The sequence below is a fragment of the Schinkia azotoformans LMG 9581 genome, from assembly GCF_000307855.1.
Taxonomy (GTDB): Bacteria; Bacillota; Bacilli; order Bacillales; family Bacillaceae_J; genus Schinkia; species Schinkia azotoformans.
Map to the genome: position 1 here is coordinate 1 of NZ_AJLR01000048.1, position 17,063 is coordinate 17,063.

The 17,063-nt window shown below is 37.8% G+C and carries 16 protein-coding genes and 1 pseudogene; 8 read left to right on the forward strand and 9 right to left on the reverse strand.

From position 1 onward, the window contains the following. Positions 1 to 497 precede the first annotated feature (497 nt). Positions 498 to 1,001, forward strand: coding sequence for a hypothetical protein (locus tag BAZO_RS08690; protein WP_003331049.1), 504 nt, complete (start codon positions 498 to 500; stop codon positions 999 to 1,001). 244 nt (positions 1,002 to 1,245) lie between these two features. Here BAZO_RS08690 and BAZO_RS08700 read toward each other — a convergent pair whose 3' ends face one another. Continuing rightward, on the reverse strand, positions 1,246 to 1,557 hold the full coding sequence (locus BAZO_RS08700; RefSeq protein WP_003331051.1) for a DUF3892 domain-containing protein: 312 nt from the start codon (positions 1,555 to 1,557) through the stop codon (positions 1,246 to 1,248). 132 nt (positions 1,558 to 1,689) lie between these two features. Here BAZO_RS08700 and BAZO_RS08705 point away from each other — a divergent pair, with 132 nt between their 5' ends. Beyond that, entirely contained in the window at positions 1,690 to 2,109 is a 420-nt protein-coding gene (locus tag BAZO_RS08705; protein WP_003331052.1) for a hemerythrin domain-containing protein, read from the forward strand. Positions 2,110 to 2,139: 30 nt separating this feature from the next. On the opposite strand, the gene narI is transcribed toward BAZO_RS08705, so the two are convergent. The 4 genes from narI to BAZO_RS08725 are packed head-to-tail and all read right to left on the reverse strand — an operon-like array spanning position 2,140 to position 8,658. After that, positions 2,140 to 2,856 carry a respiratory nitrate reductase subunit gamma gene (narI, locus tag BAZO_RS08710; RefSeq protein WP_003331053.1) on the reverse strand — a complete coding sequence of 239 codons (717 nt, stop codon included), beginning with the start codon at positions 2,854 to 2,856 and terminating at the stop codon, positions 2,140 to 2,142. Positions 2,857 to 2,899: 43 nt separating this feature from the next. Beyond that, complete coding sequence (gene narJ / locus BAZO_RS08715) at positions 2,900 to 3,463, reverse strand: nitrate reductase molybdenum cofactor assembly chaperone (RefSeq protein WP_003331054.1); 564 nt, start codon at positions 3,461 to 3,463, stop codon at positions 2,900 to 2,902. Next, positions 3,435 to 4,985, reverse strand: coding sequence for a nitrate reductase subunit beta (gene narH / locus BAZO_RS08720; protein WP_003331055.1), 1,551 nt, complete (start codon positions 4,983 to 4,985; stop codon positions 3,435 to 3,437). Before narH ends, narJ begins: the two co-directional genes overlap by 29 nt. After that, entirely contained in the window at positions 4,975 to 8,658 is a 3,684-nt protein-coding gene (locus BAZO_RS08725; RefSeq protein WP_003331056.1) for a nitrate reductase subunit alpha, read from the reverse strand. The genes narH and BAZO_RS08725 overlap by 11 nt, the downstream gene beginning before the upstream one ends. 235 nt (positions 8,659 to 8,893) lie before the next feature. Here BAZO_RS08725 and BAZO_RS08730 point away from each other — a divergent pair, with 235 nt between their 5' ends. Both BAZO_RS08730 and BAZO_RS22345 read left to right on the forward strand, forming a co-directional pair. Beyond that, positions 8,894 to 9,154, forward strand: coding sequence for a CGCGG family putative rSAM-modified RiPP protein (locus BAZO_RS08730; RefSeq protein ID WP_003331057.1), 261 nt, complete (start codon positions 8,894 to 8,896; stop codon positions 9,152 to 9,154). Further along, a complete protein-coding gene (locus BAZO_RS22345) occupies positions 9,139 to 9,420 on the forward strand; it encodes a hypothetical protein (protein ID WP_003331059.1) in 282 nt (93 codons plus the stop codon). The genes BAZO_RS08730 and BAZO_RS22345 overlap by 16 nt, the downstream gene beginning before the upstream one ends. A gap of 43 nt (positions 9,421 to 9,463) precedes the next feature. On the opposite strand, the gene BAZO_RS08735 is transcribed toward BAZO_RS22345, so the two are convergent. From BAZO_RS08735 to BAZO_RS08745, 3 genes are all read right to left on the reverse strand, one after another. After that, entirely contained in the window at positions 9,464 to 9,946 is a 483-nt protein-coding gene (locus BAZO_RS08735) for a hypothetical protein (protein WP_003331060.1), read from the reverse strand. 64 nt (positions 9,947 to 10,010) lie between these two features. Next, positions 10,011 to 10,241, reverse strand: coding sequence for a DUF2249 domain-containing protein (locus BAZO_RS08740; protein ID WP_003331061.1), 231 nt, complete (start codon positions 10,239 to 10,241; stop codon positions 10,011 to 10,013). Between the two features lie 136 nt (positions 10,242 to 10,377). Then, positions 10,378 to 12,741 carry a nitric-oxide reductase large subunit gene (locus BAZO_RS08745; protein WP_003331062.1) on the reverse strand — a complete coding sequence of 788 codons (2,364 nt, stop codon included), beginning with the start codon at positions 12,739 to 12,741 and terminating at the stop codon, positions 10,378 to 10,380. A 242-nt stretch (positions 12,742 to 12,983) separates the two neighbouring features. Here BAZO_RS08745 and BAZO_RS23295 point away from each other — a divergent pair. Both BAZO_RS23295 and fdhF read left to right on the forward strand, forming a co-directional pair. Next, a pseudogene (locus tag BAZO_RS23295) lies at positions 12,984 to 13,142 on the forward strand (hypothetical protein); the annotation flags it as partial. Then, entirely contained in the window at positions 13,122 to 15,047 is a 1,926-nt protein-coding gene (gene fdhF / locus BAZO_RS23300) for a formate dehydrogenase subunit alpha (protein ID WP_338054608.1), read from the forward strand. The pseudogene BAZO_RS23295 and the gene fdhF, both read left to right, overlap by 21 nt. 63 nt (positions 15,048 to 15,110) lie before the next feature. Here fdhF and BAZO_RS08760 read toward each other — a convergent pair whose 3' ends face one another. Continuing rightward, positions 15,111 to 15,314 (reverse strand): 2-hydroxymuconate tautomerase family protein, encoded by a 204-nt coding sequence (locus BAZO_RS08760; RefSeq protein ID WP_003331065.1) that lies wholly within the window; start codon positions 15,312 to 15,314, stop codon positions 15,111 to 15,113. 139 nt (positions 15,315 to 15,453) lie between these two features. Between BAZO_RS08760 and motA the strand changes: the two genes are divergently transcribed. Both motA and motB read left to right on the forward strand, forming a co-directional pair. Next, positions 15,454 to 16,251, forward strand: coding sequence for a flagellar motor stator protein MotA (motA, locus tag BAZO_RS08765; RefSeq protein WP_003331066.1), 798 nt, complete (start codon positions 15,454 to 15,456; stop codon positions 16,249 to 16,251). Next, on the forward strand, positions 16,238 to 17,008 hold the full coding sequence (gene motB / locus BAZO_RS08770; RefSeq protein WP_003331067.1) for a flagellar motor protein MotB: 771 nt from the start codon (positions 16,238 to 16,240) through the stop codon (positions 17,006 to 17,008). Before motA ends, motB begins: the two co-directional genes overlap by 14 nt. Positions 17,009 to 17,063 lie beyond the last annotated feature (55 nt).

Consider the following 17,063-nt stretch of genomic DNA (forward strand, 5'->3'; position numbering starts at 1 on the left):
CTTAGACTCCGGGAATTCCCCCCCTCTATGGTTTCACATTTTTCCAATCCTAAAAATTTTAATGGAAATCAAATGCACATTACGCCCGATATTATTCACTAAAAACATCAAAGAACTTTGGCAACGTGTTAATGTCCATATTCTGGTAGACAAGTGTATAAATATAGGGCCAGCTACAAGATATTAAGTAATGGCATATATTTCATATGTTTATTAGGAAAATTCCCTTTATGGCTGCTTTATAAAATTTGTGGATGTGTTAACATTAAATTCCTTGACAGGTTCACCAATCATCATGTACGAGACCATTATGAACACATCTCACATAGTAGGGACTCCTTCATCTTAATATTGTGATGTAGGCCTTGCGCACTATAGTGGTGCAGTAAGAAACTGTAATTTACCACTATTGGCAAATTACAGTTTTTCTAATGAATATTTTTCTGGACAAGTCTCATATAATATACTGTTACTACATCGTAAAGGCGGTACTTGGGATGAGATTTGTTTTCATTTTTTGTTTATTTATATTTCTGCTAGGGTGCAACCAACAAACAAGTTCAACTGAAATGCCTGTAAGCAATGCTGATTCTAACCATAGGATTGAAATAAACACCGCTGCTGATAAAGAAATAGCTGAATCTCTATTCAAACAAATTCTAGAAGTAAATCAGTTAATTGAAGAACTAGACCTATTAATAATCAAGCTTCAAAAAACGGATGAATTACCTGAAGCTATTGAAATGATGGAGACGGCAACGAGTGAAGCCAAAAAAATTCTCAAGGACTTGAAAACTTTACAAACTGAAAATAAGAGTTTAACTGAATTTAAAGATATGTATGAAGAATCGTTGAACGAGTATACCAATGGCCTAAAACTCCAAATAGATGGAATGGAAAATTGGGATGGTCAAAAAACAACGGAAGGCTTTAAACAAACTGAACTTGCTAAAAATAATTTGAAACAATATCACGAAAAAATAAAAAACCAATTCAAATAAAAATGGCTGTCTTCTAAAATTTAAGACAGCCTGAAATTATTACTAACTATTATTAACCCATTCACTATACAAACCGGTACCGTTACAACCACAACATTGAAGGGGTTCACCAAAATAGAATTCTGTACCAGCAAAGTAGTGAATCCCTTTCCCCTTGCAATCTGGACACATATTTCTTTCTTCATATTTTGCCATTCTAGACATTTGCCAATTACTAAAAAAGCCCATATAAACACCTCACTTCTTAAAAGGTAGGCAAATTATCAAGATTGTTTTCTTTTATACCGTCTGGTTCACTTCGAATAATATCTCGGCCATATTTATGGAAAACATCAATGTGTGCAATTTTCCCTTCTTTAGCCTCATTTAATGCTGTTACATAATCTAAATCCCGACCGCTTTCCATTCGAAAGGCAATGATATCTCCGTCATCATTTTTCTTAACAGCCTTAATTACGTCTTTTCCATTATTGTCCATATTTGTTACTACATTCGCCTGTTCCTTGCTTTCTTTTTTGTAATCATTATATTTTTGTTCATAATTTTTTGTGTCCACTAGAACACCTCCATAATTTATTATGTACTTTATATTTGGTTATATGTGTAATACACTATTATTTAAGGTTACAAAGTAAAGTAACTGTTAATAATGGCTACTAGATAGAACATAATAGGAGGAAAATAAGAAATGTCAGGACCATCTTTACATAAACTAACAGCACACCGTTCCATTCATAATGGTGCTTTAACAGAAGCAAGAGATATATTGGAAATACTTGAACAGGTTTACGAAGAAGGGAAAGAAGATCACGCAATCCTTGCCGCTCGCACTCTTTGTGAACATTGGGAAACTAGGACAATTGCCCATGCAGATTCTGAGGAGGATGGTTTCTATCAAAAAAAGCTGGAGGAAAATCCTGATTTAGAGGAACTAATCATCATGCTTAAAAGGGACCATCAATTGTTTAGAAGAATTATTAACGAAATTAAACAAATAGTTGATGAACATGGCGTAAACAATGACGTAATTGACCGTTTTAAAACAATTTCAATACTTGGTCAAATTCATAATTATGATGAAGAAACACATTTATTAGATGAACATTGATAAAGATTGAAAAAGCCACTTTAAAGTGGCTTAATTTCTTTCTTCATACTTAACGGCTTTTTTCGGATTCATTTTACGATAAACGATATATTTTCGAGATAAATATTCCAAAGGCAGGCTCCATACATGGACTAATCTCGTATATGGCCATACTGCAAATAAAACAAATGCTGCTAAAATATGAAGCTGAAATCCAAGCGGTGCAGCAGCCATTAATTCAGGATATGGACGGAAGGTTAAAATCCCTCTAAACCATGGACCGATGACTGCTCGATAATCAAACATCCCTCCTGATGCTGTGTAACCAACTGTATTACTAAATCCTATAACTGTAACTAATCCAAGAATTAACAGTACAACAACATCCATAACGGAACTTTGTTTCTTTAAGCGCGTACTATTAACTCGACGAATCGTTAATAAGGCACCACCGATGACCATGGCTAACCCTGCTGCCCCACCAAACCACAACGCTCCGAAATGATACATGTGCTCAGAGACTCCGATTACATCATAAAAACCTTTAGGAATGAGAACCCCGGCAACATGACCAAAGAAAACAAAGATTACACCATAGTGAAAAAGGATGCTGCCCCATTTTAGGAGATTATCTTTTTGCAAAAATTCACTTGATTTTGCTCCCCAACCATATTGATCATAATTATAGCGATGAATATGGCCGACTACGAAAATCGTAAGCGATAAATATGGGATTAAGACCCACAAAAAATAATCAAATGCTGTCATAAAGTACCTCCATTCAATCTGCGGGTTGATGCCGGCTTACATGTTAGCCGGCATTATGGTTAACGTTTACTTTCTGGGCTGGCAAGTATGCTGCCATTGCCGTTACGCAAGCTTTCAGCAAATACCCATAAGGATTATCATCTTTTTCTAACTCAGACAATAGCTCATCAATCGGTTTTTTATGAATCAAAAACACTTTTTGAACGGAGGCTGTATCTGCTTCCGACGCAAATTCCAAAACAAGCGGCAAATAATCAGGAAGTTCGTCACCGGTAATGTAGAAACCCGCTTTTGCAAACTCCATTTTAAGTTTGACAAAGGCTAGCCCCCGCTCTCTCTGCTCTCCAAAAGTACTATGCGTTAAATACAGGGTTGTACGTTCACTAAAATCAAACCACCTAACATAGTTTTCAGTCAGCTCTTTATAGGGTGTCCGTTGCACATAATCAAGAAATTGTTCAAAACAAAATCGAATTCCCTTATTTTCAATTGATCGAACAAATTCGTTTATTTCCTCGTTTGCTCCCCATTCACTTTGTGGATATCGTAAAAATAAGGAACACAACTTAAAAGTATATTTACATTCTTCCGTCCATTGCTGTTCCACCTAAATCACCCCAATATTCTTCACTGAACGCATACAGGTTATCGTAATTCTCAGTACCAAGGCTACAGCCATTGCAGCTTTCCATAAACTCATAGCCAACCGAGCCTTGACCCTGATACATATTTCCAGCTTCCTCACGATGAGATTTCGGTATTACATAGCGGTCGTCATACTTCGCGATCGCTGATAGCTCGTACAACTCAATCGTACTTTTTTCAGTTAAACCGGCTTCCTCTAATATTGATTTATCAAAATCTTTATTTAGGTTCATACTCCGCATATAGCTTCTCATCGCAACCAACTTCTTCAATACGCGTTCAATCACTTTTGTATCACCGGCAGACATTAAGTTAGCTAAATATTGTATGGGTATTCTAAATTGCTTAATTGTTGGAAAAATCACATTCGGGCTCAAATCATCGATTTGTCCACCCAATGCACTTGTAATTGGGCTTAATGGCGGAATATACCAAACCATCGGTAATGTTCGATACTCTGGATGTAATGGCAGTGCAACCTTATACTTTACAGCAAGTTTATAAACTGGTGATTCTTGAGCCGCTTCAATCCAATCCTCTGGAATCCCATCTTTTTTAGCTTGTTTAATGACGTCTGGATCATTGGGGTCAAGAAATAACTTTAATTGAGCTTCGTATAAATCTTTCGGATCATTGACTGATGCCGCTCTTTCCACTTCATCCGCATCATATAAAACAATACCAATATAGCGTAGCCGGCCAACACAGGTTTCAGAACAAACAGTTGGTTGTCCATTTTCAATCCGTGGAAAACAGAATGTACATTTATCTGCTTTGTTTGTTTTCCAATTGAAATAAACTTTTTTATACGGGCATCCTGACATACAGAATCTCCAGCTTCGGCATGCATCTTGGTCAACTAAAACGATACCGTCTTCATCCCGTTTATAAATGGCCCCCGAAGGACAGGAGGCCAGACAGGAAGGGTTCATACAATGCTCGCAAATCCTCGGCAAATACATCATGAAGGCCTGCTCAAATTCTTGAATGATCCCTTCATCAACGCCTTTCATGTTGTAATCTCTTTTTCCTGTTTGATATACACCGGCTAAGTCATCTTCCCAGTTCGGTCCCCATTGTAAATCCATATATTCACCTGTTATCTGTGATTTTGGCCGGGCAACGGGTTGATGTTTTTTCTCAGGGCTTTTAATTAAGTTTTCATAATCGTACGTCCATGGTTCGTAGTAATCTTCAAGCTTTGTAAGGTTCGGATTGTAAAAGATATTCAGTAATTTGCTTACTCTTCCTCCAGCTTTCAATTCAATCCTGCCATTTTTCAACTCCCAGCCGCCTTTATGGGTTTCCTGGTTTTCCCATTCCTTCGGATACCCAATCCCGGGCTTCGTTTCTACATTGTTCCACCACATATACTCTGCACCTTGGCGATTTGTCCATGTATTTTTACATGTAACACTGCACGTATGGCAACCAATACATTTATCTAAATTCATGACCATCCCAAATTGTGCTTTAATCTTCAAGCCAATCCACCTCATCACGTTCTAGTTTCCGGATAATCACCTTCTCATCCCTTTGGGTGCCGGTTGGTCCGTAATAATTGAAACCGTAGCTTAACTGCGCATAGCCTCCAATCATTTGTGTTGGTTTAACATAGATTCTTGTTGGACTATTAAAAGTACCTCCGCGATCATTTGTGATCGTTGTCCCAGGAACATTAATTAACCGGTCTTGTACATGGTACATAATCGCCATTCCTTTCGGTAAGCGGTGTGTAACGATAGCTCGTGCAGCAACAACACCATTGCGGTTGAACATTTCAAGCCAATCATTATCACTAATCCCTACCGATTCTGCGTCTTCGATATTCATCCAAACACATGGTCCACCACGGAACAACGTCAACATATGCAGAGTATCCTGATATGTACTATGGAATGACCATTTAAAATGCGGTGTTAAATATCGTAATTCTATTTCCTTCCCCTTTGATGCAGGTCTGCCATCCTTATCATAAAAAGCTGCCTTTCGGAGTGGTGCCTTAAATGTCGGCAACTCTTCCCCAAATTCAAGCATCATTTCATGATCAAGGTAGAAATGCTGCCTGCCTGTTAGCGTACGGAACGGTATCAATCTTTCAACATTTGTTGTAAACGGGCTATAGCGACGATTTCCTGTTTCTGTTCCACTAAAAACAGGCGATGAGATTACTTTCTTTGGTTGAGCTGTGATCTCATCAAATGACATATGCTCTTCTGCCCGTTCCTCTGCCAAATCCTTTAATTTCTGGCCTGTTTTCTTTTCCATCGCATCCCAGGCCTTTATCGCAAGTGAGCCATTCGTTGTACTTGAAAGTGTAAGAATAGTTTCTGCAGCATGACGATCAAATGATAGGTCTGGGCAGTCGTGATACTCTTTACTTTTGGATGCCCCTAAAATATCCTTCAATTCGTCATATTCCTCTTTTGCATCCCATGATAGACCTTTTGCTCCAATTGATTCGCGGACATTTGTACCTAAGGAAATAAATTTCTCGTAAACTTTTGTGAGATCCCTCTCGACTACATGGATTCGTGGGAAATTTTCACCTGGTACAGGCTCAGCACCATCCTTTTTCCAGTCTGGTATTAATCCTAACGCTTGTGACGTTTCATCCGGTGTGTCGTGTAATAAAGCAGTTGCCACGATATCCTTGACCGGATTTGGAAAATGATTTTTGGCAAGCTCCTGGAATGTTTGAGCGAGCTTTTTGAAAATATCCCAATCGGATCTGCTTTCCCATGGTGATGTAATCGCAGGATTAAAAGGATGGATGAATGGATGCATATCAGTAGAACTGACATCATATTTCTCATACCATGTGGCTGCAGGTAGGACGACATCGGAATATAGTGCCGAACCAGACATTCTAAAGTCCAATGTAACTAGTAAATCCAATTTTCCTTCAGCTGCTTCAGCTGGCGCCTCGATTTCTACAGGCATTTGTGTTTCTTCCTGGCTACCTAATATATAAGAGTGTGTTCCAAGTAAATGTCTTAGGAAATATTCATGTCCTTTCGCCGAACTTCCAATTAAATTCGCCCGCCATACGAACATTGATTTTGGAAAATTAACAGGGTTCCCCGGTTCTTCGATTGCAAATTTCATTTTCCCGTTTTTCACTTGGTCAACGACATATTTAACGGCTTCCTCATTCGATGTTGCCTTCGATTCTTCATAGATGTTAATAGAATTTTTATTAAACTGCGGATATGAAGGCAACCAGCCTAGACGGGCCGCCATCACATTATAATCTCCCATATGGCTATATCTTGGTTTATCTACCAAAGGTGATATGAGGTTATCCGTCTTTTGCTCATCATAGCGCCACTGCTCTGTTATAAAATAAAAGAAAGAAGTTCCATTTTGTAACCTTGGTGGACCTCCCCAGTCACGGGCCATCGCAAGCGTTTGCCAGCCTTCCAGAGGTCGAACTTTTTCCTGTCCGACATAATGGGCCCAACCGCCGCCATTGACACCTTCACAACCCGTTAATAACACTAGATTTATGATCGCACGATAGATGACATCTGAGTGGAACCAGTGATTAATTCCTGAACCCATAATAATCATCGAACGACCTTTACTATCGATCGCATTTTGGGCAAACTCTCTAGCAATTTGGGCTGCCAATTTTCGATCAACACTGGTAATCCCCTCTTGCCAGGCAGGTGTGAATGGTTTTGGATCATCATAATCTTTAGGAAAATCGCCTGGTAAGTCCCCACGATGAACCCCAGATTGCGCCAGCATTAAATCAAGAACTGTTGTTACGTATATGGTTTCACCATTTTGTTCAATTTCTTTGACAGGCACGCCGCGTTCGATAATATATCTTTCATCTTGACTAAAATAAGGAAACTGACAGATGACCTGTTTATCCTCAATCCCTAACATCGTTAACACTGGATCAATATCACCAAGCTGATTGTCGGTATCTTTTAAGTGCAAATTCCAATTTCCGCCCTCTGACCAACGATGGCCAATTGAACCGTGTGGAGCTGCATAATTATTTGATTTTTTATCAAAAACAATCGTTTTCCATTCGGCCTTATTAATATTCATGCTAAGATCAGAGGCGCGAACGAAACGGTCAGCTGTATAATATTCTCCACGTTTTTTTAGTTTCACTAAAAATGGTAAATCAGTGTATTGTTTTACATAATCCTCGAAATATGGAGTCTGTTTATCAACATAAAACTCCTTTAACACAACATGGGTCATTGCCATCGCAAGCGCTGCATCAGTACCTGGATTCACTGCCATCCAATTGTCAGCAAACTTAACAAAAATAGCATAATCAGGACTAACCGCTACAACCTTCGTTCCGTTATAACGCCCTTCAGCATAGAAATGGGCATCTGGTGTTCTCGTTTGTGGAATATTGGAACCCCAAGCAATAATATAGCTTGAGTTATACCAGTCAGAGCTTTCCGGAACATCTGTCTGCTCTCCCCAAATTTGCGGTGAAGCAGCTGGAAGATCAGCATACCAATCATAAAAGCTTAAAAGGGGAGCTCCAATTAAATTTAAAAAGCGTGCACCCGATGCATAACTGACCATCGACATCGCAGGAATCGGGGAAAACCCAAAGATCCGGTCCGGTCCATATTTCTTTAGGGTATAAATGAGTTGGGATGCAATCAAGGTATTGATCTCATCCCAGGATGCACGTACAAATCCCCCTTTTCCGCGGGCAGATTTATAGGATTTCTTTGTATCCGGGTTTTCTGAAATTAACCCCCATGCCTCTACAGGATCACCTGTTTTTCCAAGTGCTTCCTTCCATACCTTTAACAATGCACTTCTAATATATGGGAAACGAACTCGTAATGGGCTATATGTATACCAAGAAAAAGTTGCACCACGAGGGCAACCCCTAGGTTCGTATTCAGGCATATTGGGTCCTGTTGTAGGATAGTCCGTTTGCTGAGTTTCCCATGTAATAATTCCATCTTTTACATGAACTTTCCAGCTGCAAGAACCCGTACAATTGACACCATGTGTCGTGCGTACGACCTTATCATGCTGCCATCGCCTTCGATAATATTTTTCTGACTCACGGTCGGCGTGAGACAATGTACTATGATTCGTTATATCGGTTGTTTTACCAAAAAAGGTCATCTTTTTTAGTAACGGAGGAACTTTTTTCTTCATCTCTTTACTCCCTTCATTATTTTTGTCTATTTTTTACAAAAAGGATGCTTGGCAATTTTTAGACAATAATCATAGTGTTTCCAAAAAAACAATTTATACTAATGAAGAAGGAATTTTTATTGGAAAAAGTGATAAGACTCACTTTTTAAGTATTAAGGTTTCGATAGAATGGTATTGAATAAAATAAATTTAGAAATAATTTTTCGATTTTGTTGTAGAGGAGGAAAATGTAACGATGGAAAAAGACTGGTCAATGGATTTGGAGCATAATGAATATGAATTTGATAAAGACCTCATTATCGAAGATGGTATAAAAGCTGTGGAAGAGACAGCACCAGGATATTATGTCAATTTAGTAACTTCTAACAATTTTGGAGATCCTGAAGAATATCTTACGCCACTATTACACGAAAAATTTGGTGATGCTATTAAAACAAAATTTATCGATCAATGTGGTTGTGGAGGGTATGTTTTACGAGTATGGAAACTGAAATAAAGATTATTCAAGAGAGTTTAAATCAATACAAGAATCGTCAAGCTGTTCTAAATTATTATGAGGATGAAGAGTTAGTTCAAAGAGATGGGCTTGATTTTGAAATCATTCATGTAACTGACGCTGAAATACAATTTTTAATTGGCGACAAAATTAAGGAAGCTATTGATTTATCAAAATATAAAACGTTTGAGCGCTCCAATGAGTTTTTCAAGAATTATTTCGAACTTAAAAACGGAGTCAATATTCTTCGCATTTATTTCCCATAAAAAAACAGGAAGACACCCACTTCCTGTTTTCCTCACTTCCTTCTTATATAAAAATATGAATTAGAAAGAATGTTAAAAATATAAATGCCATCCGCAGATGAAACAATCGCCTAAAACCAGATGCTTTTTTTCTCCTTAGCCACCCACTAAATAAATGAACCGATAATATCAGAATCGCCAATATTCCACTCAGTTTTTTGATATCGATTATTTCTAGCGGATGAAAAGAAATCATAATAATCGCGTGAATACATATTAACGCCGTTGCTGTAATGGCAATCGGAACATGAAACTTCATCATTTTTCTTGAGAAAAGCGCTAAAGTCTTCTTAATCCCCTTTGTTTTACTTTTACGAATAATTAAAAAGATAAAATACATATTGACATTAATAATAAATAAAATTACCGCGATTACAGCAAAGGTTTTCCCAACAACAATAGCTGGTGAGGAATATTCTCTATGCCAAAAACTCCAAAAGATAACAAGTAAAATAAAGAGTGCATTACTGATTAACCACCCTTTCACCAAATCCCCCCTTTTCTTATAGTATAAAAAAGGCTGACATTTTGGATGCCAGCCTTTAATTCTATTATTTTTTACCGATAGCTACACGCCATACATCAGGACCTTCTTCAAGGTATTCCCAAGTAAATTGCTCGGGTCTTTCCATCATAAATTGATATTGTAATGGACGTGGATCATGGTCATTCGTTAACTCCATAAATTCACCAGGTTGTAGGCCATCAAATGTTTTGAAAATTACTGGATGCTTCTCTCTTGGTGGATAATCAGGTGCATTTACTTTTGCTGCAAATTCCATTTTGTGTTCCCCCTATTGATGGTTTATTTTTATTATAATTCCATTATGTCTGATTAATTAAACATAGGGTGTGTTTTATGTCACTAATTCGACACTATTTTGTCACTTTTTTTATAAAAGTATCCCTTGAAATTTATTAATCTTCGTCAATTGCTAAATCTTTAACTGGTAATGGCTCGCCTTCTTGATGTGTTGGCTTACGTAGGTTGAAGATTGCTTTTACAGCCACATACATAATTAATAGTACACCAATTAAGAAAATTGTATCTGGAATCGCACGAATAGTAATTAAGTTTACTACAACATCTTGCTGTAAAAACTCTGGTGAACGTGACACCCAGTAACCTTTCATGAATGCCTCTTTTAATTGTAACCAACCAACTGGAAGTAATGAAATAGCAATCATTCCTGCTAAACCGATGTTCATTAACCAGCAAGAAATTTTAATAATTTTATCATCCCATTTTTCTGGTTTAACAATATTACGTAAAGAGAACACTAGAACAGCAAGTGCGAAGAATCCATAAACACCCATCATTGATCCATGACCATGTGCTGGTGTTAAGAATTGACCGTGTTCAAAATAGCTTACTGCCGGTAAGTTGATTAGGAATCCTAATACCCCTGCACCAACTAAGTTCCAAATACCTACTGAAATTAAGAACCAGAAAGTTGATTTGTAAGGGAAATCAATCCCGCCATCTTTGACGATTTTATAATGCTCATATGCTTCTAAAATCAATAGTGTTAGTGGAATTACTTCTAATGCTGAGAAAACAGCACCTAAGGCAATCCAAACTTCAGCAGAACCATTATAGTAGAAGTGGTGACCGATGCCAATCACACCGCTGCCTAATAATAATGTAATTTGGAAATATAACGCTTTGATCGTTGAATTTTTTGTAACTAATCCAAGCTGTACTAATAAGAAACCAATAACGACTACAGCAAATACTTCAAAGATACCTTCTACCCATAAGTGGATAATCCACCAACGCCAGTAATCGGCCATTGTAAAATGTGTATCAGGGTTAATTAATAATGCGAATACGTAGAAAGCTGGAACAGCGATTGCTGAATAGAATAATAAGTGAATCAATCCACCCTTATCAGTTTCACGTTTCAAGCCAGCCTTAATCCCTCTAAATACAAGGAATAACCAAATACCCATACCTGCGATTAAAATAAGCTGCCAAATACGGCCAAGTTCGATATATTCCCAACCATTATGTCCTAATAAGAACCAAAGGTTACCTAATTTACCGTTTGCACCTAACCATTCACCGATCATTGAACCGAATACTAGAACAACTAGTGCCCAGAATAAAACGTCCACTAATAAACCTTGTTTCTTTGGTTCATGTCCGCCAACTAATGGAGCGATATACAGACCCATACCTAACCATGCTGTGGCAATCCAGAAAATTGCCAATTGAAGGTGGTATCCTTTAGTAATTGAGAAAGGTAAAATATCATGAATCCAAGTAATTCCAAAGAAGCTATCTGGTTCAATATAATAGTGAGCAAGAAGCGCACCAAACATGGACTGCACAAAGAAAAGAACAGCCACAACTGCGAAATATTTACCTACTTTAACTTGTGAATTTGTTACTGGTTGTTTACGTAAATCAATTTTCGGAAACTTACCATCCTCATAAGCCGGATGCATATCTAAATGATAGCGATAGAATACGAATAAAATGATACCAATAAATAGAATTAATAAAGTTACACTAACACCAGACCACCAAACAGCGGATAGTCCCAGTGTATTGCCAGCATCTTCATAATAAGGCCAGTTGTTTGTATAAGTAATTTCGTCGCCTTGGCGCAATGTACTTGATAACCAAGCAGTCCAGAAGAAGAAATCGGAAATTTGTGTGATTTGATCACCTTCAGCTACATAAGCACGGTCTGTAGCAGGCATATGCTCTTCTTTAATTAAACCTGGTTTTAATCCCCAATTATCGCCATTTGTAAATACATCTTGGTAATAAGCTCTAACTTGTTCTAAACCATATACTTGCGCATCTGTTAAAGGTAATGTATCAGACTCTGCATCATAGCGATTTTCACGCATTTCTTTGATGACTTGATCTTTAATAGCTGCTTGTTCATCAGCTGATAACTCTTTATACGGTGCTCCAAATTTTTCTTCAGCTCGAAAATCCTGCATACCTTCTGTATACACTTTTAATGCTTGAGCTGTATAATCAGGGCCCATATAAGAACCATGACCTAATACAGTACCATAATCCATTAAGCCGTACTTTTGGAATACAGCCTGACCACCCATAATGGATGCCTTTGTAATTACAACATCACCACTAGGGCTCGTAATCTCAGTAGGTCTAGGTGCATTGCCTTTAAAAATCCCATAGCCCCCTACTAATAAAACTGTAAAACTAATTAATAATGTGAAAACTAAAATTGATTTCATAAGGGCATTCTTTGAAGTTGGTTTAGATGCCGAATCTGTATCTAGTTTTCTTACACCCATTTATTTTCACTCCATTTTTTCGATATTAGTCCTACGGCGCGCCTTTCACAATGAACATCATACAATCTTAAATAATATTAAGGTGTGATTTAAAACAACAGTAGGGTGTGTTTTTAATCACTTAGCACTATACACATAGTGTTAATTGTAAAAACCTTTTAAAATTTTGCACAAATATACTCTCGTAGCCTGTTCCACAATCTGTTAAGATTAAATTAACATAAGAGAATAGGAGGGAAATCATGGAGAATGTAAAAGAAGTCCGTTCGATTTGCGGTTACTGTGGAACAGGATGTGGATTAATTCTTGAAGTTAAGGATAATCAAATCATTAAAGTACGCGGTGACAAAGATGCCCCGGTAAATAAAGGGCAAACATGCGTGAAGGGAGCTTTTGCCTATAAATATGTACATGCGGAAGATAGACTAACTACTCCTCTCATTCGTAAAGCTGGTAAACTAGTAGAGGCAACATGGGAGGAAGCACTTCAATTTATCGCTGATAAACTCTCAAGTATTAAAAAGCAATTTGGACCAACAGCTGTATCTATGTTTGCTTGTGCACGCACAACAAATGAATCAAATTATGTAACACAGAAATTTATGAGAGCAGTGATTGGCAGCAATAATATCGATGGCTGCAACCGTACTTGACACGCTCCGAGCGTTGCCGGTCTGGCAACTGTATTTGGTGACGGATCTCCAACAAGTACATTGGAAGATTTTGAGGAAGCAGATGTATTGCTACTAATGGGCTCTAACACTACCGAAGCCCATCCTATTATTTCAAACCGGATGAAAAAAGCAGCTAAAAATGGATTAAAAATTATTGTGATCGACCCTCGAAAAATTGACATGGCGAAAGTGGCAGACCGTCACTTGCAAATCAATGTTGGATCAGATATCGCCTTAATGAACGCCATGATTCATATCATTTTAAAAGAAAAGCTATTCGATGAGGCTTATATCAAGAGAGTTACACTTGATCTAGATAAATTACAAAAACAAGTCGAGCTGTATACCCCTGCATATGCTGCAGCGATAACAGGTCTTACACCAGAGGAAATTGAGGAAACAGCCAGAATTTATGCGACTGCTGGGAATGCAATGATAGCGTATACATTAGGAATAACAGAGCATCATTGTGGGGTCAATAACGTATTTGATATTGCCAACTTGGCCCTTTTAACAGGTCACATCGGTAAGAAAGGAAATGGCATTATGCCGCTTCGCGGACAAAATAATGTCCAAGGAGCAGGTGACATGGGTTGCTTGCCAAATCAGCTTCCTGGACCATTTCCGATTACAAATGATGAATACCGCAGACGTTATGAAGAAGCTTGGAATGTTACGATTGATGGGAAGTCAGGTGATACGCAGACACGTACATTTGAAAGAATGGAAAATGGCGATGTAAAAGCATTATATGTGATCGGTGAAAACCCATTAATGGCTGATGTTCATATGTCACACACAGAAAAGCTCTTAAAGAAATTAGATTTATTAGTTGTTCAGGATATTTTCCTTACTGAAACAGCTCAGTTAGCAGATGTTGTACTTCCTGCGCGGTCATGGGGGGAGGTTGACGGCACTTATACGAATACGGACCGCCGTATTCAAAGAGTTCGAACAGCCGTGGAATCTCATCCAAATGTTAAGGAAGATTGGCAGATTCTTTGTGAATTATCGACTTTAATGGGATACGAAATGAGCTATGAATCCAGCGAACAAATTTGGGATGAATTGCGGATTTTAGCCCATGAGAAATATGGCGGCATGTCCTACGCCCGCCTTGATCGGGAATATTTCTTGCACTATCCTTGTCCGACAGAGGACCATCCGGGAACATTCATTTTACACGAGCATTTACATGATGAAAATATTACGGATGCCAAAAAAGCACCATTTGTTCCAGTTGGTTATACAGCACCTATTGAAATTCCAGATGAGGACTATCCATTTACACTAACAACTGGACGCCGTTATGAATCTTACAATACACATACACAGACTAGATATTATCCTGATAATGTAAAAATTAAGCAAACCGAAGAAACGGTGGATATCCATCCGGAGGATGCTGCTAAACTGGGCATTGTTGATGGTGAAGTTGTCGAAGTTTCTTCCCGTCGCGGCTCTTTAACGGTAAAAGCTAAAATTACCGAACAAGTCGTACCCGGCTTAGTGTTTATGAGCTTCCATTGGAGTGATGTTCCAACAAACATCCTTACCATCAATGAATTTGACCCTATCTCAGGTACAGCAGAATTTAAAGCTTGTGCAGTAAAAATAAAAGCCTTGCATTAATTTGAAAAACCGCTAAAAGTTTGTCTTTTAGCGGTTTTCTTATGTTTATAAAAAAGTCATTTATTACTGTCCTCTTTTTCTACGATCAGTAACTTGTTCTCCCCCAATTCCCCAATTATCTGTTTCCACCTCATCAATAACGACAACTGTTGTTTGTGGATTTTTTCCCAACACATCTCTTAATAAATTAGTAGCACCTTCAATTAGTTGCTTCTTTTGTTCTGAGGTTACTCCCTCATTTGTTATTTTAATATTTACATAAGGCATAAAACGTCTTCCTTTCCTATCAATAAATTGATATCATATTTAGATGAATAGTTAATATATTGTACAATTATGATTAACTCATATAATAGTACATTTCGTAGTTTATGTCACGCTACACTTCGTATTAGGAGGAACAATAATGGACAAAACCTCAATAATCGGTATTATTTTGGGTATAGTAGCAGTTGGAGTTGGTATGTACTTTAAGGGAGTGGATCCAAGCGTACTTCTTAATCCAGCAGCGCTTTTAATTATCTTTGCCGGAACTGCAGCAGCGGTAACAATTGCCTTCCCTACAAATGAAATAAAAAATGTACCCAAATTGTTTAAAGTACTTTTCACTGAACAAAAGCTACAATCGCAGGAAGAGTATATTAAAATGTTTGTTGAATTTGCAACATTAGCCCGCAAAGAAGGCTTGTTATCATTGGAGGCTAAAGTTAATGAAATTGATGATCTTTTTTTAAAAAATGGCTTAAATTTAGCAATCGATGGTCAAAGTCCTGAATTCATCCGTGATGTCATGATGGAAGAAATAGAAGCAATGGAAGAAAGACATCTGGCAAATGCAGGGATTTTCTCTCAAGCTGGAATGTATGCTCCCACACTTGGGGTACTCGGAGCCGTTCTAGGACTAATAGCAGCATTGGGAAATATGGAGGATATCGAAGCTTTAGGACACGCCATTGCCGCTGCCTTCGTTGCAACACTATTTGGTATCTTCACTGGTTATGTTCTTTGGCATCCATTTTCTAACAAATTGAAAAGGAAGTCAAAACAAGAAGTGAAAATCAAACAGTTAATTGTTGAAGGGGTACTTTCCGTGCAAGAGGGACAAGCTCCAGGAATTATTCAGCAAAAACTAGCATCCTATTTACCTATAAATCAAAGAATTCAGTTTCTAGCACAAGGAGAAAAACAAGATGCGGAAAAATAAAAAGAAGCACGAAGAAGAGCATGCAGATGAAACTTGGCTTGTTCCATATTCTGATTTGTTGACTTTACTTTTAGCGCTTTTTATTGTACTTTTTGCGATGAGTTCTATTGATGCTGTTAAATTTTCACAAATGGCCCGTTCGTTTAACAGCACCTTCCAAGGGGGAACCGGGGTTATGAAATACCCAAGCCCATTCCAACAGACTACCAATGAAGGAGTAACAACCGATAGGGTTAAAAATAAGCAAAATAGCCAAGCTGAGCAAGAAAAACAAGAAATGCTGGAAATAAAAGATAAAATGGATTCATACATTAATGCTAATAATCTTAATGTTCAATTGATGACATCCCTTACTCCTGAAGGTTTAATGCTAACATTAAGAAATGATATTCTATTTGATTCTGGAACAGCGCAAGTCCGCGCGCAGGATTATGAGATGGCTAAAGAAATTTCGCAATTACTTGTGATGGACCACCCTAGGGAAGTTGTGATAAGTGGTCATACTGATAACGTACCTATCCATAATGCACAATTTGACTCGAATTGGCACTTAAGTGTTATGCGGGCCGTTAACTTTATGAAAATCTTATTAGAAAATCAAAATTTAGATGCACAAAATTTTAGTGCAAAAGGCTTTGGAGAGTTTAAACCTGTAGCAACAAACGATACTCCAGAAGGCCGTCTCTCTAATCGTCGTGTAGAAATATTAATCAAGTCTGTCGATCCGGAGCCAACCTCAGGCGAGGTTCAAAATTAGAATATAAATTCTGATAGTACTAAAAATACAAGGGGCTGACATCATTTAATGTCAG